The sequence below is a fragment of the Actinomadura rubrisoli genome (genome assembly GCF_004349215.1).
Taxonomy (GTDB): domain Bacteria; phylum Actinomycetota; class Actinomycetes; order Streptosporangiales; family Streptosporangiaceae; genus Spirillospora; species Spirillospora rubrisoli.
In genome coordinates this window covers 1-24915 of sequence record NZ_SMKU01000118.1, presented here as the reverse complement: position 1 = coordinate 24915, position 24915 = coordinate 1, and the positions used below count along the sequence as shown (strand labels likewise).

Genomic DNA, 24915 nt, shown 5'->3' with positions numbered 1-24915 from the left:
GCCTTGGGGGCCGGGACCCTACGGACCGCCCGGCCCCCAAGGCCGTCCAGGCCCGCCTTACGGCCCGCCGCGTCCTCCCTACGGGCCGCCGTATGGTCCGCCGCGTCCGCCTTACGGCTACGGTCCGCAGCCCGGCTACCGGCCGCCGCCGCCCCCGGTGCGGTTCTCCGAGGGCACGCACAGGGTGCACTGGGCGACCGCGCCGCTCCGCGCGTTCGTGTTCCTCATCATCTACTTCGTGCTGCTCGGCTTCCCGCTGCTGCTGACCCAGACCGGCGACGGCGTCACGCTGGAGCTCACCCCCAAGGTGGTCGGCCGGTTCTTGGTCGTGACCGTCCCGATGGTGGTGATCGCCGTGGGTTCGGGCCTGTGGGCGTGGCTGGGGCTGCGCTTCCGGGTCGACGGCGACGACCTGGTGGTGGAGACCGGGCTGCTCCGCAAGCGCAAGCGCCGCATCCCGCTCTCGCGCGTCCAGGCCATCGACCTCGTCCGCCCGCTGGTCACGCGCGTGTTCGCGCTCGCCGAGGTGCGCGTGGAACTGGCAGGCGGGGAGCAGAGCGAGATCGCGTTGCGCTACCTCGGACGGCACTCGGCGCAGCAGCTTCGAGCCGAACTCCTCGCGCGCGCGGCCGGGCTCCCCGGTCACACGCCCGAGGCGCCCGAACGGCACCTGTGGCGCGTCGGGTTCGGCGCGCTGTTCGCGTCCCTGCTCCTGCGGCTGCCGGTGATCGGCACGGCCGCGCTCTTCCTCGCGTCCCTGGTCTTCCTCGTGGCGTACGCGGAGGCCGGCATGCTGGCGGTCGCCGTCCCGGCGCTGCTCGGGCTGATCCGCGCCGTGATCGCGCCGCTGGTGATGTACGCCAACTTCACGGTCGCGATGTCGCCGGACGGCGTCCGGCTGCGGTACGGGCTGCTGGAGACCCGGATGCAGACGCTCCCGCCCGGCCGGGTCCAGGCCGTCGGCATCGTGGAGCCGATGATCTGGCGGGGTCTCGGCTGGGCCCGGATCGAGGTCACGGTCGCCGGGTACGCGGGCGATCGGCAGGCGCTGTCGTCCACCCTCCTGCCGGTCGCGCCCCGGCACGTCGCCATGCACCTCGTGTCGCAGGTGTTCCCGGGGACGCATGTCGACGCCGTCCCCCTCGTCCCCGCCTCGTCCAAGGGCGTGGCGATCGACCGCGCGGACGGCGCGGGCACCGACGACGTGGTGTTCGTGGCCCGGCACGGCTGGCCCTGCCGCCGCACCGACGTGATCGCGCACGCGCGCGCGCAGAGCGTGCGGCTCACCACGAACCCGTTCCAGAGGCTCCTTGGCCTCGCGACCGTCCATGTGGACGCGCCGCCAGGTCCCGTCCAGGTGGCCGCCACAGACCGCGATCTGGGCGAAGCCCGCGCGATCGTGGAGTCCACCGCCCGCCGCGCTCAGGCGGCCCGCGACGCCGGCGGCGACCCCGCCCACTGGGCCGCCCGCTGACGAGCCGCTGACAGGCCGCCGCGGCGCTGGACGCCCTGACACGCCGACCCGGCTTCGAGTTCTGCCGGTCACCTGCGCGAGAACGACATATCGTCGGGCTATGAGCGATTTGTCCTACGACCCGTGGTCACCGGAGTTCGTGGCCGATCCCTATCCGGTGTTCGAGCGGCTGCGCGACGAGCGGCCGGTGTTCTTCCACGAGCCGACCGGCCAATGGGTGGTCAGCCGGTACGAGGACGTCAACGCGCTGCTGCGGGACCGGCGGCTCGGACGCTCATACCTGCACGTCGCCGACCACGAGGAGTTCGGGCAGCGGCCGGAGGCGGAATTCCTGAAGCCGTTCTGGGACCTCATCCGCGCCGGGATGCTCGATGTCGAGCCGCCCACGCACACGCGGCTGCGCCGGCTCGTGTCCAAGGCTTTCACCGCCCGGATGGTCGAGGGGCTGCGGCCGACGATCCGGCGGCTCGCCGGGGAGCTGGCGGGGACCCTCGCCGCCAAGGGGGGCGGCGACCTGCTCGCCGAGGTGGCCGAGCCGCTGCCGGTGAACGTGATCGCCGAGATGCTCGGCGTCCCCGCCGAGGACCGGCACCTGCTGCGCCCCTGGTCGGCCGACATCTGTGGCATGTACGAGCTGAACCCGCCCGAGGAGGCGCAGCGGACGGCCGTCCGCGCCGCCGTCGAGTTCTCCGACTACCTGCGCGCGCTGGCGCGGTCCCGGCGCGCCGAGCCGCGGGACGATCTGATCACCGCGCTGGCCCAGGTCGTGGACGAGGGGGACCGGCTCACCGAGGACGAGCTGATCGGCACCTGTGTCCTGCTGCTCAACGCGGGCCATGAGGCGACGGTCAACGCGACGGGCAACGGCTGGTGGTCGCTGTTCCGCAACCCGGGTGAGCTGGAACGGCTCCGGGCCGACGCCTCGCTCGTCCCCACGGCGGTCGAGGAACTGCTCCGGTACGACACTCCCGCGCCGATGTTCGAACGCTGGGTGTTGCAGGACATCACCGTCGCCGGGGTGGACGTCCCGCGCGGCTCCGAGGTGGCGTTGCAGTTCGGCTCCGCCAACCGCGATCCCGAGGTGTTCGCCGATCCCGACCGGCTGGATCTGGCCCGCGACCCGAACCCGCACATCACGTTCGGTCTCGGCATCCACTACTGCCTGGGCGCTCCGCTCGCGCGCATCGAAATGGCCGAGTCCTTCGGGGCGCTTCTACGCGTGGCCCCGGATCTGCGTCTTGCGGCCGAACCGAAGTGGAAGCCCGGATTCGTCCTGCGCGGCCTGGAGACCCTCCACGTGGAACTCTAAGTCCGGCCCTACTCGGTGAGCGACGCCGGAAGCGGGATCTGAACCGTCTGCGCCAGCCAGCCGAACCCGCCCAGCCCGGACGGATCGATCAGCTCGGCGTCCTCACCGGCGTGGCACAGGGCGGCCAGGTAGCCGCGCGGATCCCGGGAGGCCATCTCGATGGGCGGACGGGCGCCCGAGAGCCCCAGGGACCGCAGGGCGGCGCGCTGGGTGGTGAGGAGCCCGGCGGTGGCGCCCGCCCGTTCGCCCGCCGTGGCGCAGGCGTCGAGCGCGACGTGCGCGGTCACGTCGCACGACCCGTCCGGGACGGCGGGGACGGTCGAGCCGTCGCGGTAGCCGGCCAGCGTGCCGTACACCGGACGAGACCGCCGGGAGTGGGAGTAGTCGACGGCGATGGCGAGGCCGCGCGAGAACCGCCGGATCACCGAGGCCCATGCCTCGCAGCGGGGATGGCCGATCTCGGCGCGGTCCCCTGGCTCGCCCAAGGGCCACCACCGTTCCAGCCAGTCGCGGTCCTCGGCGGACGGCTCGGGGCCCGTCCGCTCGGCGCCGCTGGCCGGGTCGACCAGGACGGTGCGGACGCCGTCGGGGGTGTGCTCGACCACGTCCAGCGGGACGTTGTCGAGCCACTCGTTGGCCACGGCGAGCCCGGTGATATCGGACGGCAGGTCCGGCCGCCAGACGATCCGGGCCGGGACGTCGGCGGGGCGCGGCGCGATCTCGACGGCGGTCGGGGCGAGGCGCGAGCCGAGACCGGACGGGACGCAGGCGAGGACGTTGGCCAGCAGGCGGCCCGAGCCGGCGCCCACGTCCACGAGGTCGACGCGGTCCGGGTGGCCGAGCGCGGCGTCGACCTCGATCAGCAGCCGGGCGATCGCCTGCGCGAACCGGGGCGAGGCGTGCACCGAGGTACGGAAGTGCTCGGCGGGGCGCTCGCCGCGCCGGTAGAAGCCGCCGTTCCCGTACAGCGCCCGCTCCATCGCGGTGCGCCATGTCAGCCATTCGGTCCCCAACGCCGCCACAGCGGTGACGTTACCGTGCGGCGTCATGCCTGGAAGCCACGTCTGGAAGGCGCCCGGGGAGGCTCCGCGCGCGCGTGCGGCCCTCCTCCGGGCGGAGACGGGTCCGACCTTCGGCTGATCCGCTGCTGACCTGCGGGTACATACGCTGGCGGGATGGTCGGCAGGTTCTGGGACTGGCTGAGCGGCAAGACGCCGCTGGTCGACGCGTTCTTCGCCGCGCCGGTGCTGTTCCTGGCGCTGCCCTCCATGCTGGGGCAGGGGGTCGGCATGGGCGCGGCCAAGTACGGGTTGCTGACGTTCCTGCTCCTCGGCCCGCTCGTCTTGCGGCGGACGTACCCCCGGACGGTCTTCGCGGTCGTCTCCATCGTGTCGTGCGTCCAGTGCGTCCTGAACATCGTGCCGGTGCCGGGCAACATCGCCATCCTGATGGGCCTCTACACGGTGACGGCCGATTTCGCTTTCCGGTGGGGGCTGGCGGCCGCACTCGTAGGAGAGCTGGGCGCGGTCATGGCGACATGGCGTTACGTGAGCGGCGCGCAGGACGCGAAGTTCACGTTCGTCATGTTCACCGCGGTGGTGGCGGGCACCTGGATCCTCGGCCTGCACATGCGGACGCGCCGCGCCTACCTTCGCTCGGTGGAGGAGCGGGCCGCGCGGCTGGAGCGCGAGCGGGACGTCGAGGTGCAGGTGGCCATGGCGGCCGAGCGGGCCCGGATCGCCCGCGAGCTGCACGACGTCGTCGCGCACAACGTCAGCGTGATCGTGGTGCAGGCCGACGGCGCGTCCTTCGCCATCGAGACCGACGTGCAGCGGGCCCGGAAGGCGCTGGAGGCGATCTCCCAGACGGGCCGGCAGGCGCTGACGGAGATGCGCCGTCTGCTCGGGGTGCTGCGCGAGGACGGCTCCGTGGAGGCGTACGCGCCGCAGCCGGGCGTGACGCAGCTGGACGACCTGGTCGAGCAGGTCCGCTCGTCCGGGCTGCCCGTGACGTTCGAGGTGGACGGGACGCCCGCGGCCATGTCGGAGGGCCGCCAGCTCACGGTGTTCCGGATCGTCCAGGAGGCGCTGACCAATACGCTCAAGCACGGCGGCATGCGCGTCGTCGCGGACGTCCGGCTCCGCTACGGCCAGGACGCGGTCGAGGTCAGGGTCGTCGACGACGGGCGCGGCGCCGCGGCGGCCGATGACGGGCGCGGCCACGGCCTGGTGGGGATGCGGGAGCGCGCGGCGGTGTACGGCGGCAGCGTCCGGGCCGCCCCCCGGCCGGGCGGCGGGTTCGAGGTGGTCGCGCGGATCCCGATGCGGGAGGACGCGTGACCGCGTGAGGTGTACCGGGTCGAGGAGGCAGTGTGAGCGATTCACTGGACGTGGCCGAGGACGGCCCCATCCGGGTGGTGCTGGTCGACGACCAGGAGCTGGTGCGGGCCGGGTTCACGATGGTGCTGGACGCCCAGCCCGACATCGAGGTCGTGGGCGAGGCCGCGGACGGTGTGCAGGCGCTGGACCTGCTGCGCGTCACCCGGGCCGACGTCGTCCTCATGGACGTGCGGATGCCGCGGATGGACGGGATCGAGGCGACGCGGCGGGTGGTCGCGGCGGCCGGGCCGAAGGTGATCATCCTGACCACGTTCGACCTGGACGAGTACGCGTTCGCGGCGATCAAGGCGGGGGCGGGCGGGTTCCTGCTGAAGGACGCCGGGCCGGCGCAGCTGATCGAGGCGATCAAGGCCGTGCACTCGGGCGACGCGGTGGTGGCGCCGAGCACCACCAAGCGGCTGCTCGACCGCTTCGCGCTGCACCTTCCGGACGCCGGGGAGAAGGCGACCGGCGCGCTGGAGAGCCTGACCGACCGGGAGGGCGAGGTCCTCGGCCTGGTGGCGCGCGGGATGTCGAACGCGGAGATCGCCGGGCGGCTGTACGTGTCGGAGGCCACCGTCAAGACCCATATGGGACGGATCCTGATGAAGCTCGGCCTGCGGGACCGGGTGCAGGCCGTGGTCTTCGCCTATGAGACGGGTCTGGTCAAAAGCGGTCAAAGGGGCGACTCTCTGTAACGGCTTGATCACTCGATGATGTCTTTTTGCCTTCATCATGGTGAGTTCACTCCATTACCGGAGAGTAGCTGAATAACTACCGTACGCGACGCCACGTTTTCGCATGGCGCCGGCAATGTCAGATCGGGCTTTCAAGCCCGACGTACGGGAGGATTCACGTGATCAAGAAGCTTGCCGTCACCGGCGTGCTCGGCTTGGCCGTCACCGGTTCGATCCTGTCCGCCGCCCCCGCCAACGCCGACATCGACACCAGCGGCGAGAACGGGGTGGCCTCCGGCAACCAGGCCGTCGTTCCGGTCAACGCCCCGGTCAGCCTTTGCGGCAACGCCCTCGCCGTGATCGGTAACGCGGGTGCCGGCTGCCTGGGCAACGCCACGGTTCTCAACAAGCACCACCACCACCACTGACCGACCGTGGTGCGGGCGTGCCGGCCAGGCACGCTTGAGCGCTCCAGCGCCGGAGGCCCGTTCTCGGGTCTCCGGCGCTTTCGCGTTCCGGCGGGGCGTCGGCACGAGGGGTGACGGATGCGTACGACTCAGGTCGTACGGGCCGGGGCGGGCTGGCCGCAAAGCTGACGCGGGCGTGGCCGCTGGGCCGATGGCGGGAAGGGCGCGAATTCCTAGCGTGGAGCACGTTCGTCCACGTCCAGAAGGAGTCGCCGTGACCAGCACGTCCACCAGCCCGCCCGGGGGAGCCCCCACCGCCGCGACCGTCCCGGCCGTCGCCGCCGTCGAGGTGACCAAGGTGTACGGCTCCGGTGACGCGGCCGTCCACGCCCTGCGCGGGATCAGCGTCGGGTTCGCCAAGGGCGCGTTCACCGCGATCATGGGCCCGTCCGGGTCGGGGAAGTCCACGCTGATGCACTGCCTGGCGGGCCTCGACACCGTCAGCGGCGGACGGATCGTCCTGGGCGACGCCGAGATCACCGGGATGAGCGACCGGCAGTTGACGATGCTGCGCCGTGACCGCGTCGGGTTCGTCTTCCAGGCGTTCAACCTGCTGCCGACCCTGACCGCCGAGCAGAACATCCTGCTGCCCATGGAACTCGCCGGGCGCAAGGTGGACCGGTTCTGGTTCAACCAGGTCGTGGACGTGGTGGGACTCGGCGACCGGCTGCGGCACCGGCCGAGCGAGCTGTCGGGCGGCCAGCAGCAGCGCGTGGCGTGCGCGCGCGCCCTCGTCGCCCGTCCCGACGTCATCTTCGCGGACGAGCCGACCGGCAACCTCGACTCCCGGTCGGGCGCCGAAGTGCTCAGCTTCCTGCGCTCCTCCGTCCGCGAGATGGGGCAGACGATCGTCATGGTCACCCACGACCCGGTCGCCGCGTCCTACGCCGACCGCGTGGTGTTCCTGCGCGACGGCCAGATCGTGAGCGAGATCGTCCAGCCGACGCCGGACACCGTGCTCGACCGGCTCAAGAGCCTGGGGGCCTGAGCCGATGCTGAAGACGACGCTCGCGGGCCTGCGCGCCCACAAGCTGCGCCTGCTGCTGACGGGGGTGGCCATCACGCTCGGCGTGGGCTTCATCTCCGGCACGTTCGTGCTGACCGACACGATGGACAAGGGGGTCGGCAAGACCTTCGCGCGCTCGGCGGACAAGGTCGACGTCGCCGTCCTGCCCAAGGGCGACGACCCCGACGCGGACATCCCCGCGGCGCTGCTCGGCAAGGTCCGCGCCCTGCCTGGCGTGACCGAGGTCCAGGGCAAGGTCCAGGGGGACGCCGCGTTGGTCGGCAAGGACGGCAAGGCGGTCGGGGACCTCCCCACGGTCGGCATGTCGGTCCCGACCGGCGGGCTCCTGCGCTACGACGTCGACAAGGGACGGACGCCGAAGGGCGCCACCGAGACCGTCCTGGACAAGGTGCTCGCCAAGCGGGAGGGCTTCAGCGTCGGGGACACGGTGACGGTCCTGGACGGCAAGAGCCGCCCGCACCGGTTCACGGTCGTCGGGATCGTCGACTTCGGCATCGACCAGGAGGCGAGCTTCCGGGGCGCCGTCGGCTTCGACCCGGCGACCACGATGCGGATGACCGGCCAGAAGAACTACAAGGAACTCGACATCGCGGGCGGGAACCGGGAGGCCGTCGCGGCGGCCGTCGGCGACGCGTACCGCACCTACACCGGCGAGCAGCTCGCGGCGAAGCTGGCCCGCGCGGCCGGCGCCGACACCGAGATCATCCGCGCCGGGCTGCTGATCTTCGGGCTGGTGGCGATGCTCGTCTCCGCCCTGGTCATCTACAACACCTTCTCCATCCTCATCGCGCAGCGGATGCGGGAGATGGCGCTGCTGCGCTGCGTCGGCGCGACTCGCCGCCAGGTGTTCGGCGGGGTCGTCACCGAGTCCGCCGTGGTCGGGCTGGTCGGCTCGCTGCTCGGCCTGGTCGCCGGGCTCGGGCTGGGCGCGGGCGCGCTCGCCCTGGTCAACCGGCTGAACGCGCACATCCCGATCACCGGGGTGGCGCTCACCGGGCGCACGGTCGTGGTCGGCCTGGTCGTCGGTGTCGCCGTGACCGTCCTGTCCGCGCTGCTGCCCGCGCGCGCCGCCACCCGCGTCCCGCCGATCGCGGCGCTGCGCAGCGACCTGGAGCCGGGCAGCGGCCGGTTCCGCCTCGGCTGGACGCGGACGGCTCTCGCGTCCGTCCTCGGCCTGGCGGGCCTGGCCTTCGGCGCGCTCGGCTCCGTCGTCATGGACAAGGGCGAGATCGCGATGGACGTGGTCGCGCTCTCCGGCGGCGTGTTCTTCCTCGGCGTGATCGCGGCGATGCCGGCGCTGGTGCGCCCGCTCGGACGCCTGGCCGGGGCCGTCCCGGCACGGCTCGGCGGGGTGCCGGGACGGCTCGCGGTGGCGAACGCGCAGCGCGCCCCCCGCCGCACCGCCACCACCACCATCGCGCTGACCATCGGCGTCGGGCTGATGAGCCTGTTCGCGGTGGTCGCCGCCAGCGGCAAGGCCAGCTCGGCCGCGCAACTGGAGAAGGAGTTCCCGGTCGAGTTCCAGGTGGAGGCGCAGTCCGGCGACCAGGAGCGGCTGCTGCCCCACGCGCTCACCGAGGCGCTGCGCAAGCGGCACGAGTTCGCCGCGGTGATCGAGATGCGCGACAAGGAGACCAGGGTCGGCGACGACGACCGCATGGTCTCCACCCTTACCGCGTCGGCGCTGGGGACGGTCATGAAGCCCGAGATGAAGCACGGCGCGCTGGGCGACCTCAAGACCGGCACCGGGATGGTGGACGAGGACACCGCCAAGTCGACCGGCCTGGGCGTCGGTAGGACCGTCCACGTCAAGACGGCGCGCGGGACGGTTCCCGTGCGGATCGCCGGGGTCTACGCCTCCGGCACGCCGCTCGACGGGATCCTGGTGCCCGAGGCCGACTTCGACCGGTACTTCACCGTCCGCGACCCGTCCGCGGTGTTCGTCAAGACCGCCGACGGCGTACCGGCGACGGTCGCGCGCAGGCTGGTCGACGACGCGGCCAAGCCGTTCCCCGCCGCCCGGGTGGTCTCGGCCGCCGAGTTCAAGGAGTCGCTGAGCAAGGCGGTCGACATGCTGCTGATGATCTTCGGTGGGCTGCTCGGGCTGGCCATCGTCATCGCCCTGTTCGGCATCGCCAACACGCTGACCCTGTCGGTCGTGGAGCGCACCCGCGAGTCGGCGCTGCTGCGGGCCCTGGGGCTCACCAAGCGCCAGCTCCGCCGGATGCTTTCGGTCGAGGCGCTGGTGATGGCCGTGATCGGCGCGTTCACCGGGGTCGTCCTCGGGGTGGCGTTCGGCTGGGCCGCGACCAACGCGATGGGGGACAACACCGTGTTCTCGCTGCCCTACATGCAGGTGACCGGGTTCGTGGTCCTCGCGGGCGCCGCCGGCATGCTGGCCGCCGTCATGCCCGCCCGCCGGGCCGCCAAGACCTCGATCGTGGAGTCCCTGGCGCACGACTGACCTGCGCCGCGCGTGATCTGCGCCGCGCGTGATCTGCGCCGCGCGTGTCCTGCGCCGCGCGTGTCCTGCGCCGCGCGTGTCCTGCGCCGCGCGCGCGACCGACCCGCGCCGGCCGGTCGCGCGCGCGGCTGATCCGGTGCCTCGCGCGACCGGCCGATCGATGCGGGCGGACCACTGGCCGACGGGGGCTGGGCCGCACGTAGCGTGACGATGGCCGGTTGCGGAGCGTCATGCGGGCTTCGTCACGCAGCGCACGCGCGTTGCCGGAGGAGGAGCGGGACTCCGCCCCACCGCGGGACGGCGATCGCGGTGGGGCGGAGGCCGTGCGAGGGGGGTGCCCGGGCCGGACGGGAGGTATCGGGCTCCCGTCCGGCCGCCGTCCCTCGGGATGAGGCGGGCTTCGTCAGCCCCGCCCGAAGCCCTGGCCGAGCCAGGCTCCCGTCTCACTGGCGTTGCCGGCGTTGTAGATGCCGTTGCCGTTGCAGTTCGTGCCGGACTTCGGGCTGGCGAGCGATACCGAACCGCAGGTCACCCCGTAGCCGCCCACGATGACCTGGTTGACGTTGTTGCCGTTGGCGGAGCTGTGGTTGTTGTCGAGCGGGGCGGCGTTCGCGGGGGAGGCCATGAGGGCGGCACCGGCGAGGGCCGCGACGACGGTTCCGGTCTTGATGGCTGTCCTGATCACGGTGTGCTCCATCTGGTCGGGGGCGGAACGCCCTTGCTTCACTTTGCGTGACGTTGTCGTCACAACACAGAGTTACGCCCGACTCCGAGCGGCCGCAAGGGTTCACCGTCCGTCACGCCGGAAGTGTGACTGGGTGATCAAGGCAATGGTTACGTCTGGTAGTCAGATCGTCACCGTCGTGTGATGGCGCTCGGAGTGCGGGTACTGTTCCGTGCCTCGCCACCCCGCCGGACGCCGGGCGCCGGGTCCGGGTACTCTGGTCGCGCACGTCCGGTACCTAACTGAGGACTGGAACGAAACAGATGGACCCACACGTCACGCCCGCTTCCGCCGCGCCCGGAAACGGGCCGGACGCGGCAGGCGAGCGTCCGGAGGACCGTCCCGCCCGGCTGGCGGTCGGCATCGTCGGCGCCGGACGCGTCGGCACCGCGCTCGGCGCGGCGCTGGCCCAGGCCGGCCACCGCGTGGTCGCCGCGACGGCCGTGTCCGCACGGTCGCGCTCCCACGTGGAGGAACGCCTTCCGGGGGCCGGCATCGCGACCCCGCACGAGGTCGTGACGGCCGCCGATCTGGTGCTCCTGACCGTCCCGGACGATGCGCTCCCCGAGCTCACCGCCGGTCTCGTCGCCGCGGGCGTCCCCGTCGCGGGAAAGCTCGTCATGCACACGAGCGGCCGGTACGGGCCGGCCGTCCTGGACCCGGCCACGCGGGCAGGTGCCCTGCCGCTGGCGCTGCATCCGGTCATGACGTTCACCGGCCGGCCGGACGACGTGAACCGGCTCACCGGCATCTCGTTCGGCGTCACCGCGCCCGATCCGCTGCGTCCGGTCGCGGAGGCGCTCGTCCTGGAGATGGGCGGCGAGCCCGTCTGGATCCCCGAGGAGCGCCGCCCGCTCTACCACGCGGCCCTCGCCGGCGGCGCGAACCACATCGTCACTCTGGTCGTCGAGTCGATGGGCCTGCTGCGCGAGGCGGGCGTCGCCGAGCCGGGCCGGATGCTCGGGCCGCTGCTGGGCGCGGCCCTCGACAACGGGCTGCGCCTCGGCATCGACGGCCTCACCGGACCGGTGGCGCGCGGCGACGCGGGCACCGTCGCCGACCATGTCGCCGAGCTCGCCCGGGTGTCGCCGGAGAGCCGCCGCGCGTACATCGCGCTGGCCCGCCTCACCGCCGACCGGGCGCTCGGCGCCGGACTGCTCAAACCCGAGGACGCCGAGCGGCTCCTTGAGGCGCTGGCCGATTGACCAGGAGGATCAGTGAGCGAGCCGAGGAGCGCGCCGTGACGCCCGTCATCGCCGAGACCCGTGAGGAGCTGGCCGCCGCCCGCGCGCGCGTCCGGGGCACACTGGCGCTCGTCCCGACGATGGGCGCGCTGCACGAGGGGCACCGGTCGCTGATCCGCAGGGCCCGGCGGAGCGCCGACGCCGTCGCGGTGAGCATCTTCGTCAACCCGCTGCAGTTCGGCCCCGGCGAGGACTTCGACCGCTACCCGCGGACGTTCGCCACCGACGTCGAGGCGTGCGCGGCCGAGGGCGCCGACATCGTGTTCGCGCCGGGCCGCGAGGTGATGTACCCGGCGGAGCCGCAGGTGACGGTCAAGTCGGGGCCGATGGGCGCGCGGGTGGAGGGCGCGTCGCGGCCCGGCCACTTCGACGGGATGCTCACCGTCGTGCTCAAGCTGTTCCACCTGGTGCTCCCCGACATCGCGGTCTTCGGGGAGAAGGACGCGCAGCAGCTCGCGATGATCCGCCGGATGGTGACCGACCTGAACGTGCCGGTGGAGATCGTGGGCGGCCCGACCGTCCGGGAGCCCGACGGGCTGGCCCTGTCGAGCCGCAACCGCTACCTGTCGGACGGCGAGCGGCGCACGGCGCTCGCCCTGTCGCGGGCCCTGCGGGCGGGCGCGGACGCCGTCGCCGGCGGGCCCGGCGCGATCCGGGACGCGGCCCGCGCCGTCCTCGACAAGGCGGCGGCCGCCGAGCCGCCGCTCGAACTGGACTACCTCGCCCTGGTCGACCCCGCGACCTTCACCGAGGTCGCGGACGCGCGGACCGGGCCCGCGGTGCTCGCCGTGGCCGGACGGGTCGGCACCACCCACCTGATCGACAACGTGCCCCTCCATCTCGGCGCCCCGAAGGAGCACTGAATGTTCCGGACGATGTTCAAGTCGAAGATCCACCGCGCGACGGTGACCCGAGCCGACCTGCACTACGTGGGTCGCTGACCGTCGACCAGGACAGCTACGCGCAGCTCGACGACGCCGAGGCGCGCGGGTTCCGGCCGCGCGTCGTGCACGTCGACCGGTCCAACAAGATCATTTCGCTGGGCTCCGATCCGGCCGAGCCCGTCCCCGGCGGGGGCGGTCTGCGCGGGGACCTCCTCCGCCGCTGATCCCGACCACGGGACGAACGGCCGCGCGCCCCACCGGCGCCCGCGGCCGTTTCGCCATGCTCCGCCGGTCGGCGCGGCGCCGAGTGTTCATCCACTGTGACTTATGTCCGAAACCGGGGGGCGGGCATTCAGCCGGTCCGGGGTTAATGTCACAATGACGAGAATCGAACCCCGAGGAGGGCTCATGATCCCTTCCGTTCTCGCGGCCCCCGCCCCCGGCTGGACCACCGAAACCGACGTCGTCGTCATCGGGTCCGGGATCGCCGGGCTGGTCACGGCGCTGCGCTGCCGCCCCCACGGGCGGGTCCTGCTCGTCACCAAGGCGCTGCTGGACGCCGGGTCGACCCGATGGGCCCAGGGCGGGATCGCCGCCGCGCTGGCCCCCGACGACAGCCCCGCCGAGCATCTCGCCGACACCCTCACCGCGGGTGTCGGGCTCTGCGACGAGGACGCCGTCCAGGCCCTCGTCACCGAAGGGCCGGACGCCGTGCGGGGGCTCATCGAGCTGGGCACCGCGTTCGACCGCTCCAGCGGCGGCGGCATCGCGCTCACCCGGGAGGGCGGCCACCACCGGCGCCGCATCGCGCACGCGGGCGGCGACGCCACCGGCGCGGAGATCAGCCGGGCGCTGCTCGCCGCGCTCAAGGACTCCGGCGTCGAGGTCATCGAGCACGCCCTCGTCCTGGACCTGCTCAAGGACGCCACCGGGCGCGCCGCCGGAGTCACCCTGCACGTCATGGGCGAGGGCCAGCCCGGCGGCGTCGGCGCCGTCCTGGCGCGCGCCGTCGTGCTCGCCACCGGCGGGCTCGGCCAGGTGTTCTCCGCCACGACCAACCCCGAGGTCTCCACGGGCGATGGCGTCGCGCTCGCGCTGCGCGCCGGGGCCGCCGTCACCGACCTGGAGTTCGTCCAGTTCCACCCGACGGTGCTCTGGCTCGGCGAGGGCGCGCGGGGCCAGCAGCCGCTGATCTCCGAGGCGGTGCGCGGCGAGGGCGCCCACCTGGTCGACTACGCGGGCGAGCGGTTCATGGCCGGACGGCACGAGCTGGCCGAGCTGGCACCGCGCGACATCGTCGCCAAGGCGATCATGAACCGGATGCGGGAGACCGGCGCGTCCTGCATGCTGCTGGACGGCCGGCACCTCGGCGCCGCGGTGTGGGAGACCCGGTTCCCGACCATCCTGGCCGCTTGCCGGCACCACATGATCGACCCGGTGACGGAGCCGGTCCCGGTCGTCCCGGCCGCGCACTACGCCAGCGGCGGCGTCCGCACCGACCTGCACGGCCGCACGTCTGTGCCGGGCCTGTACGCGTGCGGTGAGGTCGCGTGCACGGGCGTGCACGGCGCGAACCGGCTGGCGTCCAACTCGCTGCTGGAGGGCCTGGTCTTCGCCGGACGGATCGCGACCGCCCTCGCGGACGACCTCGCCACCGCACCGGGACCGTTCCAGACCGTCCAGGGGCGGGACGTCCAGGAGGGGGACGCCCAGGGGCGCGGCGGCCTGCTGGACCCGGCGCTGCGGGGGGACATCCAGCAGATCATGACGTCCCACGCCGGGGTACTGCGCGGCGCCGCGGGCCTGGCCGCCGCGACACGCGAGCTGGCCGGCCTGGCCGATCCGGCGCGCACAGGCGCGCGTGTGGAGCCGGGCGTGGAAGCGTGGGAGGTCACCAACCTGCACACGGTCGCGACCGCGATCGTGGCCGCCGCCCACCGCCGCGAGGAGACCCGCGGCAGCCACTGGCGGGAGGACTTCCCGGACCGCTCGGACGCCGGCTGGCGCGGCCACCTGGTCACCCGCCTGAACGGGAACGCACTCACAACGACCTACGAACCTTCGGAAGGAACGCGCGCATGACACCGGAACTGGAGCGGTCCCTGCGGGAGGCCGGGCTCGATCCACAGGCTGTGGACGGCCTCGTGCGCGCCGCCCTCACCGAGGACGGCGAGGCGGACGTCACCAGCGAGCCGATCTTCACGCCGCGGGAGGAGTCGACCGGGGACTTCACCGCCCGCGAGGACGGCGTCGTCGCCGGCGTCCCCGTCGCCGCGGTCGTGTTCGAGCTGCTGGACGTGGCGTACGAGCCGAAGGCCGCCGACGGGGACCGCGTCGTCCCCGGCCAGGTCCTCATCTCCGTCAGCGGGCCGACCAGGGCCCTCCTGCGCGCCGAGCGGACGGCCCTGAACCTGCTGACCCACCTGTCGGGCATCGCGACCGCCGCACGCCGCTGGACGGACGCGATGGAGGGCACCAAGGCGAAGGTCCGCGACACCCGCAAAACGCTGCCCGGCCTGCGCGCCCTCCAGAAGTACGCGGTGCGGTGCGGCGGCGGGGTCAACCACCGGATGGGCCTGCACGACTCGGCGCTGATCAAGGACAACCACGTCGCGGCCGCCGGTTCGGTCACCAAGGCGTACGCGGCGATCCGCGCCGTCTACCCGTCCCTGCACGTCCAGGTGGAGTGCGACACGCTGGCGCAGGTCGAGGAAGCCCTCGCCGCCGGGGCCGGCTCGATCCTGCTCGACAACATGACCGACGCAGAGATGGCCGAGGCGGTGCGCCTCGTGGCGGGCCGGGCGGAACTGGAGGCCAGCGGGGGGCTTACCCTGGACAGGGCCCGAGACGTCGCCGTGACCGGTGTGGACTACCTTGCAGTCGGCGCGCTGACGCACTCGGCGCGCGTGTTCGACATCGGCCTTGACTTCACCTGATCAGCGGGGACCTGATGCTGCTCACCATCGACGTCGGCAACACCCATACCGTCCTCGGCCTGTTCGAGGGCGACGAGGTGATCGAGCACTGGAGGATCAACACCGATCCGCGGCGGACCGCCGACGAGATCGCCGTGGTCCTCCAAGGGCTCGTCCAGCAGAGCCCCCTGCTGGCCGATACCGACATCAGCGGCATCGCGCTGTGCTCCACGGTCCCGTCCGTCCTGCACGAGATGCGGGAGATGTGCCGCCGCTACTACGGCGACGTCCAGGCGATCATCGTGGAGCCGGGCGTCAAGACCGGGGTGCCCGTCCGGATGGACAACCCCAAGGAGGTCGGGGCCGACCGCATCGTGAACGCGCTGGCCGCCGTCCACCTGCACTCCGGCCCGGCGATCGTGGTCGACTTCGGCACCGCCACCACGTTCGACGCCGTGTCCGCCAAGGGCGAGTACGTGGGCGGCGCCATCGCCCCGGGCATCGAGATCTCCATAGACGCGCTGTCGTCGCGCGGCGCCCAGCTCCACAAGATCGAGCTGGTCCGGCCGCGGAGCGTGATCGCCAAGAACACCGTCGAGGCGCTGCAGTCCGGCATCATCTTCGGGTTCGCCGGACAGGTGGACGGCATCGTCGAGCGGATGTCGGAGGAACTGGCGGACGAGCCGGAGGAGGTCACGGTCATCGCGACCGGCGGCCTGGCCCCGCTCGTCCTGGAGGAGTCCCGCTGCATCGACGCGTTCGAGCCGTGGCTCACCCTCGTCGGCCTCCGCCTGATCTACGAGCGCAATATTTAAGCAACCCCGGCCCAGGGGCGCTCGCCTGGCGGCTGTGTTTAAGCAACCCCGGCCCATCGGGCTCGCCTGGCGGCTCGCCCGCTGACCGTGCTTGGGCGAGCGCGGCATCGCTTCGCGATCTTCCCGGTGGGGCTCGCCTCCGGCGTCGCCCCACCGGTCAGAGTTTCGCGCTCGCGTGACACTTGAGGTCCTTGAACGTGACCTAGGATCCGTCCTCGCCTGGTGTGGGCGCTGTGGGTGCGGCTTGTGGGCGGGCTCGTCTCAATAGTCCCAACAGCTCGGCGTGTGGTCCGATGACGTAGGCGCCGTCTCCCGAGCCGAGACGGTCGTCCTCGTCCGCTTTCAGGCAGCTCCCGGTGGACGGGGGCCCCGGCCTCCTGCGATCGAGTGCCAGGACCCGGATCTGCTCCGGCAGCAGGTCCCGGACGGTCGTGCCCTGCAGTGCGCTGCCCGGCGTGACCGTGAACCGCCCGGCCATGAGCGGGCGTCCCTCGGCCGTGAGGGTCCCGAGCACGTCCAGGCCGAGCGCGGCGCCCACGAACCAGGGGGCGGCCAGCTCCGCCGTCGAGCGCACGTGGGCGAAGCCGAAGCGGTCCGCCAGGGTCCGGGCGAGCGTCCGGTCGAAGATGCGCGGGACGACCGGGACCCGGTCCCAGCGCTCGCCCAGCACGTTGCGCAGCGCCAGTGCCGTCTCGATGTTGACCATGTCATCGCTGGTGAGGACGGCGACCGCGGCCGCGCGGGAGATCCCGGCTGCCGCCAGCGTCGCCGGCACGGTGGCGTCGCCGAAGATGACGGGGACGCCGAGCGCGCGCGCCTGGTCCAGGAACGCGCTGTCGTCGTCCCGCTCGATTACCGCGACCTCGTGGCCGTGCGCGTGCAGGGCGCTCACCGCCGCGACGCCGACCGTGCCCAGGCCCGCGATGACGACGTGCCCGGACATGCGCGCCGCCCTGCGCCGTCCCGACGAGCGCTCCAGCCTGCGGCTGACCAGCAGGTCCGTGAGGTAGGCGAGCAGGACGGCGGTGTTGGTGACGCCGAGCAGCATCAGGCAGGTCGCGTAGATACGCAGCCAGGTCGGCTGGTCGGCGAAGGAGAAGTCGCCGAAGCCGACCGTGGCGATCGTCTCGATGGTGAAGTACAGGCCGTCCAGAGGGCTCATGCCGGGCGTGGCGTACCCGTGCCACAGGACGACGGTGGACGCGGCGACGAGCAGGAGCATCGAGGCCAGCGCTCTGCGCAGCCCCGGGCCCGCCTCGTCGGCGATCCAGCGCAGCCGCACCATCAGGGCGCCCCGCCAGGACGGCCTGGCGCTCGGAGCCCGGCCGCCCACGGCGACACCGCGCGCCAGCAGCTCGTCCTGGGCGCCCATCAGCGTGACGCCGTCCCCGTCCTGGACCTTGTGGTCGCGGGACGGGCACACCAGCACCCCGGCGTCGGAGGACACCGCGAGAGGGGCGGCGGCGTCGCCGTACAGCTCGCGCAGCGTGCCGGTCGCCGCCGCGCGCGCCGAGCCGACCACGAGGCGGGTGCCGCCGATCGCCAGCTCCTGCATGTCGCCGCCCAGGCACGCCTCGGCGACCGACGGCGCCGACAGCGCCGCCACGTCCAGGACGGCGCCCGGGCCCGGATCCTCGGCGAGCGCCCGGCCGACCGCCGCGTTCCGGATGTGGGTGACGACCCGCAGGTCCGGGCGCATCTCGCGGGCGACCAGCGAGATCTCCAGGTTCCGCAGGTCCGTGCGCTCCACGCAGATCACCGCGAGCGCGCCCGCCGCCCCGGCCTCGGCGAGCGTCTCCGCGGGCACCGCCTTGCCGTTCAGCTGCGGGACGCCCCATCCGCGCACCACGTGCCTCAGCCGGGGGTCGTCCTCGTCGTCCACGACGACGACCCGCTCGCCGGCCTCCCGGAGCTGCTCGACGATGCGCAGGCCGAGGCTCTGGAGCCCCCACACGATCACGTGACCCGTCCAGTCCTCGTACGTGTCGCCCGCCATGGGCGAAGACTACGCACGGTGCGCGGGCGAGGGCCCCGGAAGTGCGCGAAAAGTGGACAGAAGCGCGCAGGTCGCGAGCCTGGCAAGGCCGCAGAACAGATACGGCAGCCCCGCGAGGTGCTGGAGGCGCGCGAGCACCGGCGGCATGAACATGCCCACGTAGATCAGCGCGTAGGCCGCGGCGGTGAGCCCGGCGAGCTCACCTGGCCGCGCAAGGCGGGCGACCTCGCCGAGGCTGTAGGTCAGGACGAAGCCGTACCCGGCGCCCAGCAGCACCGCCGCCACCGCGTTCAGAACCGGCAGGTGCAGGGCGACGGTCAGCGCGGCGCCTTCCTTCAAGGACTACCTGTACTCACCTCCGCGCGGGGCGACGCGTGGCCGCGCGGCAGTCCCGACCAGCGCCCGCAACGCGGACGAGGTGCTCGCCAGCGTCGCCGGCGGCCGGGGCGCGGGCTCGGCGCTGGGCTCGTTCGCCCGCTTCTATCCCTGGCCAGGCGTCCGGTACGTGCCCATCCTGGACGCACCCTGGGACAACAGTGTTCTAGCGACGCGCCGGGACGACCCGAACCCCGAGGTACAAACCTTCCGGACCCTAGCGGCGGCCATAGCCCGCGACCTCAGCCCCGTCCTGCTGCCAGGACGCGCATCGGAGCACACGTAACTCGTTCGCGGGCATATGGCCGCCTGGATAGCCTTGGGATGTGAGTGACGAGATCCTGGATGATCTTCCCGAGCAGATGCGTGTGCGCCGGGAGAAGCTCGACCGCCTCCGCGAGAGCGGGATCGACCCCTATCCGGTGAGTTTTCCGCGTACGGCGACGATCGCCGAGATCCGCGCGAAACACCCCGGTCTTGAGCCGGGCACCGAGACAGGGGAGCGGGTCGGCGTCACCGGCCGCGTCATGCTGGTCCGCAACGGCGGCAAGCTGTGCTTCGCGACGATCCGGGACGGCGGCGGCGATCTCCAGGTCATGCTGTCGCTGGCCAACGTCGGCGAGGAGCAGCTCGACTTCTGGAAGCGCGAGGTCGATCTCGGCGACCACATCGGCGTCGAAGGCGAGGTCATCACCTCCCGGCGCGGCGAGCTGTCGATCATGGCGGACCGCTTCGCGATCACGTCCAAGTGCCTGCGGCCGCTGCCGGAGAAGCACGCGGGCCTCACCGATCCGGAGGCTCGGGTCCGGCAGCGCTACGTCGACCTGATCGTCAACGACGAGGCCCGGAAGATGGCCCGCGTCCGCAGCGCCACCGTGCGCGCGGTGCGGGACTTCTGGCACGAGGAGGGCTATCTCGAAGTCGAGACCCCGATGCTGCAGCCCGTCCACGGCGGGGCGGCGGCGCGTCCGTTCAGGACGCACATCAACGCCTACGGCATGGATCTCTACCTGCGCATCGCGATCGAGCTGTACCTGAAGCGGCTGGTCGTCGGCGGCATCGAGAAGGTCTTCGAGATCAACCGGAACTTCCGGAACGAGGGCGCGGACTCCACGCACAACCCGGAGTTCACGATGCTGGAGGCGTACGGGACCTACCTCGACTACAACGACATGGCCGACCTGACCCAGCGGATGTACCAGAAGGCGGTCGTCGCCGCGCTGGGCACCACCGTGGTCGTCCACGACGGCGTCGAGGTCGACCTCGGGCTGCGGGAGTGGCCGCGCATCACGCTGTACGGGTCGGTGTCGGAGGCGCTCGGCGAGGAGGTCACGCCGCACACGCCGATCGAGGCCGTCCGCAAGCTCGCGGACGGGCGCGACATCGCCTGGGATCCCAAGTGGGGGCAGGGCAGGCTCGTCCAGGAGCTGTTCGAGGCGCTGATCGAGCACACCCTCGTCCAGCCGACGTTCGTCATGGACTACCCGGTGGAGACCTCGCCGCTGACCCGCCAGCACCGCGCGGAGCCGCTGCTCACCGAGAAGTGGGACCTCATCGGCTTCGGGACGGAGCTGGGCACCGCCTACTCCGAGCTGGTCGACCCCGTCGAGCAGCGCCGCCGGCTCACCGAGCAGTCGATGCTCGCGGCGGGCGGCGACCCGGAGGCCATGCAGCTGGACGAGGACTTCCTGCGGGCCCTGGAGTACGCGATGCCGCCGACGGGCGGGCTGGGCGCCGGCATCGATCGGATGATCATGGCGTTCACCGGCAAGGGCATCCGGGAGACGATCCTGTTCCCGCTGGTCAAGCCGGAGTAGCGGTGCCGGGGCCGGGTTCCCGCGCGTGTCAGGCGGATTCCCGGATCACGAGGTCGGGCGTGAGGACGACCTGCCGGTGCTGGTGGGACTTGCCCTCGCGGATCTCGGCGAGGGCGAGTTCGGCGGCCTCCCAACCCAGTTCATGGCGCGGCTGGCGGATCGTGGTCAGCGGGACGGCGGCGCTCGCGGCCAGCTCGATGTCGTCGTAGCCGATCACCGCGATGTCCTCCGGGACGCGGACGCCGAGCCGGCACAGCTCGTTGATCACTCCGATGGCCAGCAGATCGTTCGCGCAGAACACGCCGTTGGGCACGGGTGACATCGCCATGAGGCGCTGGGCCCCCAGCTGGCCCTCGCTCGGGCTCAGCGCGTCCTGAACGAGCGTGACGGGCTTGCCGAAACCCGCCTCGACCAGGGTGCGGGCCGCGCCGTCGCGTCGCTCGACGCAGGGCCTGGGCTCCGGCGCGCCGGTCACGAACGCCACCCGCCCGCGGTCGATGCCGAGCAGGTGCGCGGCGGCGATCTCGCCGCCGGCCACGTGGTCGACCTGCGCCGAGCACGCGCCCGGCTCGTCGTGGTCGATCAGCACGATGCTGATCCCCGCGGCGCGGAGCCGGGCGATGTCCGAGCGGTCCAGCCCGACGGGGATGATCAGGACGCCCGCGGCGTTCTGGTCCTCCAGCAGGTCGAGCGAGCGCCGCTCCTTGGCGGTGGAATGGTCGCTGGAGAGCCAGAGGACGTCGTGGCCCGCCTCGTTGAGCGCCTGTTCGGCGCCGCGCACCACGCCGGTCGCGTACGGGTTGCTGAGGTCCTCGACGACGACGCCGAAGGCGCGGCGCGGCTCGTCGCCGAACTCGCCCGCGGTGCGATCGGGGCGCTGCCGGAGCCGGCGGGCCGACTCGTTCCGGACGAATCCGAGCTCCTCGATCGCCGCGCGAACGCGGTCACGGGTCGCTTCGGCCACGAGATCTGGCCGGTTTAGGACATTCGAAACGGTCCCAACTGAGACGCCCGCGCGTCTCGCGACCTCACGAATACTCGTCTGTGGCAACTCGCTCCTCGTCCGCCCCGGAAACTGTTTTCGCAGCTAGTGGAGTTATATGCGGCTGTACCTCGCACATCTGGTCACGTAAAGCGACCATACGGGCACAGATAGCACTTGACCAGCGCTTGACGGGCCGGATCCGGCCGCCTAGCGTTCCGAGCCGAAGCGTAGCTTGAAACGATTCACGATCTTCGTCCACGGACAGATCTGCTGAGTCCCATCGAGAAGGGGCGGGTTCGGATGGCTGGCGATCTTGACCCGTCCTCGGCGAGACGCACCCACCGGCGGGGGCCCGCCCACGTCGTCGTGGGCCTGCCCTTCCCTGGGAGCGCGTCATCGTCCGGTTGGCCAACGAGTGAATCGTCACCCGGAGTTCCCCCTTACGAGCCCCCAATCGGCCCATCGGCCACCTCCGGCCAAGCTACCGAAACGGAAAAGGAACCCGATGATCTAGTCCGGAAGGCTCCGGACCCGGCAACCCAACGCGTACGCATCGAGGCCCAACCCGTGCCTGTGCAGCGGACGGCTGCATCCCCGCGGTCATCAACCACGGACGAGGGAGGACGGAGTGGAACAAGCCACACTCGTACGACGTGGCACCGACGATCTGCGGCTGAGCGACGAAGAGATTCGGCTGCTCTCGCAGATCGCGAGCGGTGTCACCGCCGATGTGGCGGCACGCAAGCTGGAACTGAGCGCACGGACCTTGCGTCGCCGGTTGCGGACCATCTGCGACCGGCTGGAGGTCAACACCCCTATCGAAGCCGTGGTGTGGGCGGCTCGAAGGCAGCTCATCTAGTTGTGCCAAAAGGCGCTCGTCAGGGGACGGCGGGCGTTACGAAGGAACCAGGCGGCCAACTCACGCGAACTCCGTCCGACCCCGCAGCGGCGGCGCCGGCTCTCTGACAGGTAGGTCCCTGCAGGGGCGTCGCCGCGGACGTCGTTCGACTCTCTTCACCATTCCGGTGGATCGGGCCCCAGATGGCCCGCCGCCGGCGGAAGCTCTCGATTGCCCCCCGCCCGCAGGACCGCATGCCGATGCCGTCGCATGTCCAGCGACCGGCGCAGGCGGGGACCACGGGGTTCCGACGGGCGGCTTGGGGGCGGGGGTCAGATCGAACGGCTGAACACCGTCCTGGGATCAGGCGACGCGGACTCCGCCCGCGAAGGGGCGGCCGGCCATTGGGGCGATCTTCACGACGTCGCCCGTGTGGGGCGCGTGCAGCATTTTGCCGTCGCCGACGTACATCCCCATGTGGTGCAGGTCGGAGTGGAAGAACACCAGATCGCCCGGCTGGAGCTGGCCCTCGGAGATGTGCGTGCCGGCGTTCCACTGGCTGCCGGTGTAGTGCGGCAGGTTGATGCCGACCTGCTTGTAGGCCCACATCGTCAGGCCGGAGCAGTCGAACGTGGTCGGGCCTGCGGCGCCCCACACGTACGGGCGCCCGATCTTGGTCATCGCGAACCGGAGCGCCTGGGCGGCCTTGCCGGTGCCGACGACGGGGAGCTTGCCCAGCTGGGACGGGTCCTTCTTGACGAGCTTGCCGCGGACCTTCTCGTAGAGCTGCCCGACCTTCTTGCGCTGTGAGTCGAGCTGCCCTCGCAGCTGTGACACCTGCTTGGCCCGCTCCTCGGCGGACTTGCGCGCGCGCTGGGCGGCCTGCATGGCCTGCATCAGGCCCTGGACCTTGGCGCTGTCCCGGGTGGCGAAGAAGTTGAGCGTGGCGGCCTGGTCGAGGACGGCCTGCGGGTCCTGTGAGGCGACGAAGGAGACCGTGGGGTCGGAGCCGCCTTGCATGTAGCTGGTGGCGGCGAGCGAGCCCACCTTCTCGCGGATGCCCTGCAGCGCCTTCTCCTGGCGCTTGGCGTTGTCGGTGGCGACCTTGGCGGCCCGCTGCGACTGCTGGAGCTTGACCTTCAGCCCGTTGTACTGCTCGGTGAGCTGCTCCAGCTGGTCGGCCAGTTTGGTCGCCTGCGACTTGAGCTCCTTCGTCGAGGGCTCAGGGTCGGCGTGGGCCGTGACGGTGTGCGGGGCGATCGCGTTCGGCGCGATCGAAAGGGCGACTAGAGCGCCCGCCACGGTGAGCGCGCGGCCCCGGGAACGGGCCGTCCCTCTGTTCCGTGAGCATGCAGAGCGTGAAAAGGGTGCAGGCCGCAATGGCTCCACCAATTCTCCTCTCCTCGTCCGCCTACCGAGTTAGCTGACGGGTTCGGGCGGGAGTTGCCCGTCCGCGGACGCGCGGGGTTCGGTCCACGCGGACTGCGGATTCACCCCTGACGGCGCCTGACCAGGGGCGATCCCCTGGGCGCTCCGTGAGTGGTTCCCCGGCTCCCCGGGACGCTGGTTGCGGCCCGTGGACTCGGCGGTTCGGCCTCCGTCGTGCGGTTGGCCGACGTCAGCGCAGGAGACTAACGGACGCGGCATTGGATGCCAACCGGAACATGCGAAATCGCAGGTCGTGAAGACAGTTCACGGTGGAGTGCCGCTTCTGTCCGTGACCGGGAGTGTGTTTCAGGTCACTATCACGGGCCGAACACGGCCCGGGCTAGTCGCTTTTATCTAGTCACCGCACGGGCCGTCACCATCCGTATGTGGACGTCGACGTCAGGTAAGTGCCGGGCGTTCGATAATGTCGCCTGTTTGTGGAAGTCGTGATCAGGCGTGCCCGTACCGCCGACGTCGAGGAGATCCGCAGACTGGTCGACCTGTACGCCGGGTCGGGGCGGCGCATGCTCAACAAGTCCACGGTGAACCTGTACGAGGACGTCCAGGAGTTCTGGGTCGCCGAGGACATGCAGGGGATCGCCGAAGAGGCCCGGGGGCGGGTGCCCGGCCCGATCGTCGGCTGCGGCGCCCTGCACGTGATGTGGGAGGACCTGGCCGAGGTCCGCTCGGTCGCCGTCGACAAGGGATACGGCGGCCGCGGCATCGGTCACCGGATCGTCACGCGGCTGTTGCAGACCGCTCGCGAACTCGGCGTGCGGAGGGTGTTCTGCCTTACCTTCGAGGTGGAGTTCTTCGCGCGCCACGGCTTCGAGCAGATCCTTGGTACTCCGGTGGCACCGGAGGTGTACGAGGAGCTCCTCCGCTCCTACGACGAAGGCGTGGCAGAGTTCCTGGACCTCGACCGGGTCAAGCCGAATACGTTGGGCAACACCCGGATGTTGCTTCGCCTGGAGGACTGACCCAATGAGCGATTCCGACCGCGGGCGGCCTTACCAGCCGCCGCAGGGGCAGGGTTCGTACGGCCCGCCGCCCCCGTACCAAGGTCCCCAGTGGCAGCAACCCCAGCAACCCCCTCAG

At 71.9% G+C, this 24915-nt stretch carries 20 protein-coding genes, 2 pseudogenes and 1 riboswitch; of the genes and pseudogenes, 16 read left to right on the top strand and 6 right to left on the bottom strand.

What is annotated here, in order from left to right:
- A partial coding sequence (locus E1298_RS22020; RefSeq protein ID WP_341770637.1) for a PH domain-containing protein occupies positions 1-1474 on the top strand: 1474 nt, incomplete at its 5' end.
- Positions 1475-1574: 100 nt separating this feature from the next.
- On the top strand, positions 1575-2783 hold the full coding sequence (locus E1298_RS22015) for a cytochrome P450 (RefSeq protein ID WP_131896190.1): 1209 nt from the start codon (positions 1575-1577) through the stop codon (positions 2781-2783).
- An 8-nt stretch (positions 2784-2791) separates the two neighbouring features.
- Here the strand turns inward: E1298_RS22015 and E1298_RS22010 are convergent, their stop codons facing one another.
- Complete coding sequence (locus E1298_RS22010) at positions 2792-3805, bottom strand: SAM-dependent methyltransferase (RefSeq protein ID WP_341770636.1); 1014 nt, start codon at positions 3803-3805, stop codon at positions 2792-2794.
- Between the two features lie 153 nt (positions 3806-3958).
- Here E1298_RS22010 and E1298_RS22005 point away from each other — a divergent pair, with 153 nt between their 5' ends.
- From E1298_RS22005 to E1298_RS21985, 5 genes are all read left to right on the top strand, one after another.
- Positions 3959-5122 (top strand): sensor histidine kinase, encoded by a 1164-nt coding sequence (locus E1298_RS22005; protein WP_131896186.1) that lies wholly within the window; start codon positions 3959-3961, stop codon positions 5120-5122.
- A gap of 32 nt (positions 5123-5154) precedes the next feature.
- Complete coding sequence (locus tag E1298_RS22000; protein ID WP_279498945.1) at positions 5155-5859, top strand: response regulator transcription factor; 705 nt, start codon at positions 5155-5157, stop codon at positions 5857-5859.
- A 158-nt stretch (positions 5860-6017) separates the two neighbouring features.
- The gene (locus E1298_RS21995) at positions 6018-6266 is read left to right on the top strand and encodes a chaplin family protein (RefSeq protein WP_131896184.1); all 249 of its coding nucleotides are present in this window, start codon (positions 6018-6020) and stop codon (positions 6264-6266) included.
- 253 nt (positions 6267-6519) lie between these two features.
- On the top strand, positions 6520-7293 hold the full coding sequence (locus E1298_RS21990; RefSeq protein ID WP_243725726.1) for an ABC transporter ATP-binding protein: 774 nt from the start codon (positions 6520-6522) through the stop codon (positions 7291-7293).
- Between the two features lie 4 nt (positions 7294-7297).
- On the top strand, positions 7298-9796 hold the full coding sequence (locus E1298_RS21985; protein ID WP_131896180.1) for an ABC transporter permease: 2499 nt from the start codon (positions 7298-7300) through the stop codon (positions 9794-9796).
- Positions 9797-10199: 403 nt separating this feature from the next.
- On the opposite strand, the gene E1298_RS21980 is transcribed toward E1298_RS21985, so the two are convergent.
- Positions 10200-10481, bottom strand: coding sequence for a hypothetical protein (locus tag E1298_RS21980; protein WP_131896178.1), 282 nt, complete (start codon positions 10479-10481; stop codon positions 10200-10202).
- A 302-nt stretch (positions 10482-10783) separates the two neighbouring features.
- Between E1298_RS21980 and E1298_RS21975 the strand changes: the two genes are divergently transcribed.
- From E1298_RS21975 to E1298_RS21950, 5 genes and pseudogenes are all read left to right on the top strand, one after another.
- Positions 10784-11725, top strand: a complete 942-nt coding sequence (locus E1298_RS21975; protein WP_131896176.1) for a Rossmann-like and DUF2520 domain-containing protein — start codon at positions 10784-10786, stop codon at positions 11723-11725.
- 35 nt (positions 11726-11760) lie between these two features.
- Positions 11761-12627 (top strand): pantoate--beta-alanine ligase, encoded by an 867-nt coding sequence (gene panC, locus E1298_RS21970; RefSeq protein WP_131896174.1) that lies wholly within the window; start codon positions 11761-11763, stop codon positions 12625-12627.
- A pseudogene (locus tag E1298_RS21965) lies at positions 12628-12872 on the top strand (aspartate 1-decarboxylase).
- A gap of 184 nt (positions 12873-13056) precedes the next feature.
- Positions 13057-15584: pseudogene (locus tag E1298_RS21960) on the top strand (L-aspartate oxidase).
- Positions 15585-15598: 14 nt separating this feature from the next.
- Positions 15599-16378 carry a type III pantothenate kinase gene (locus E1298_RS21950; RefSeq protein ID WP_131896168.1) on the top strand — a complete coding sequence of 260 codons (780 nt, stop codon included), beginning with the start codon at positions 15599-15601 and terminating at the stop codon, positions 16376-16378.
- Between the two features lie 202 nt (positions 16379-16580).
- Here the strand turns inward: E1298_RS21950 and E1298_RS21945 are convergent, their stop codons facing one another.
- Together E1298_RS21945 and E1298_RS21940 are read right to left on the bottom strand one after the other, a co-directional pair.
- On the bottom strand, positions 16581-18374 hold the full coding sequence (locus E1298_RS21945; RefSeq protein ID WP_131896166.1) for a potassium channel family protein: 1794 nt from the start codon (positions 18372-18374) through the stop codon (positions 16581-16583).
- A 9-nt stretch (positions 18375-18383) separates the two neighbouring features.
- On the bottom strand, positions 18384-18713 hold the full coding sequence (locus E1298_RS21940; RefSeq protein ID WP_131896164.1) for a hypothetical protein: 330 nt from the start codon (positions 18711-18713) through the stop codon (positions 18384-18386).
- A 79-nt stretch (positions 18714-18792) separates the two neighbouring features.
- Here E1298_RS21940 and E1298_RS21935 point away from each other — a divergent pair, with 79 nt between their 5' ends.
- On the top strand, positions 18793-19035 hold the full coding sequence (locus E1298_RS21935; protein WP_131896162.1) for a type 2 periplasmic-binding domain-containing protein: 243 nt from the start codon (positions 18793-18795) through the stop codon (positions 19033-19035).
- Between the two features lie 40 nt (positions 19036-19075).
- A complete protein-coding gene (gene lysX / locus E1298_RS21930; RefSeq protein ID WP_279498938.1) occupies positions 19076-20566 on the top strand; it encodes a bifunctional lysylphosphatidylglycerol synthetase/lysine--tRNA ligase LysX in 1491 nt (496 codons plus the stop codon).
- 28 nt (positions 20567-20594) lie between these two features.
- On the opposite strand, the gene E1298_RS21925 is transcribed toward lysX, so the two are convergent.
- Positions 20595-21617: a LacI family DNA-binding transcriptional regulator gene (locus E1298_RS21925; protein WP_165975594.1), complete on the bottom strand. Its 1023-nt coding sequence runs from the start codon at positions 21615-21617 to the stop codon at positions 20595-20597.
- A gap of 562 nt (positions 21618-22179) precedes the next feature.
- Here E1298_RS21925 and E1298_RS21920 point away from each other — a divergent pair.
- A complete protein-coding gene (locus tag E1298_RS21920; protein WP_131896160.1) occupies positions 22180-22410 on the top strand; it encodes a LuxR C-terminal-related transcriptional regulator in 231 nt (76 codons plus the stop codon).
- Between the two features lie 342 nt (positions 22411-22752).
- Here the strand turns inward: E1298_RS21920 and E1298_RS21915 are convergent, their stop codons facing one another.
- Positions 22753-23691, bottom strand: coding sequence for a C40 family peptidase (locus tag E1298_RS21915; protein WP_131896158.1), 939 nt, complete (start codon positions 23689-23691; stop codon positions 22753-22755).
- 90 nt (positions 23692-23781) lie between these two features.
- Positions 23782-23974, bottom strand: a riboswitch (cyclic di-AMP (ydaO/yuaA leader).
- A gap of 280 nt (positions 23975-24254) precedes the next feature.
- Here E1298_RS21915 and E1298_RS21910 point away from each other — a divergent pair.
- A complete protein-coding gene (locus E1298_RS21910) occupies positions 24255-24797 on the top strand; it encodes an amino-acid N-acetyltransferase (RefSeq protein ID WP_424923118.1) in 543 nt (180 codons plus the stop codon).
- The last annotated feature ends 118 nt before the right edge of the window (positions 24798-24915 follow it).

Bases quoted from the DNA above. Each gene is read 5' to 3' on its own strand.
- E1298_RS21985 (WP_131896180.1), top strand. From the start codon at position 7,298: ATGCTGAAGACGACGCTCGCGGGCCTGCGCGCCCACAAGCTGCGCCTG.
- E1298_RS22005 (WP_131896186.1), top strand. From the start codon at position 3,959: ATGGTCGGCAGGTTCTGGGACTGGCTGAGCGGCAAGACGCCGCTGGTC.
- E1298_RS22015 (WP_131896190.1), top strand. From the start codon at position 1,575: ATGAGCGATTTGTCCTACGACCCGTGGTCACCGGAGTTCGTGGCCGAT.
- E1298_RS21950 (WP_131896168.1), top strand. From the start codon at position 15,599: ATGCTGCTCACCATCGACGTCGGCAACACCCATACCGTCCTCGGCCTG.
- E1298_RS21945 (WP_131896166.1), bottom strand. From the start codon at position 18,374: ATGGCGGGCGACACGTACGAGGACTGGACGGGTCACGTGATCGTGTGG.
- E1298_RS21975 (WP_131896176.1), top strand. From the start codon at position 10,784: ATGGACCCACACGTCACGCCCGCTTCCGCCGCGCCCGGAAACGGGCCG.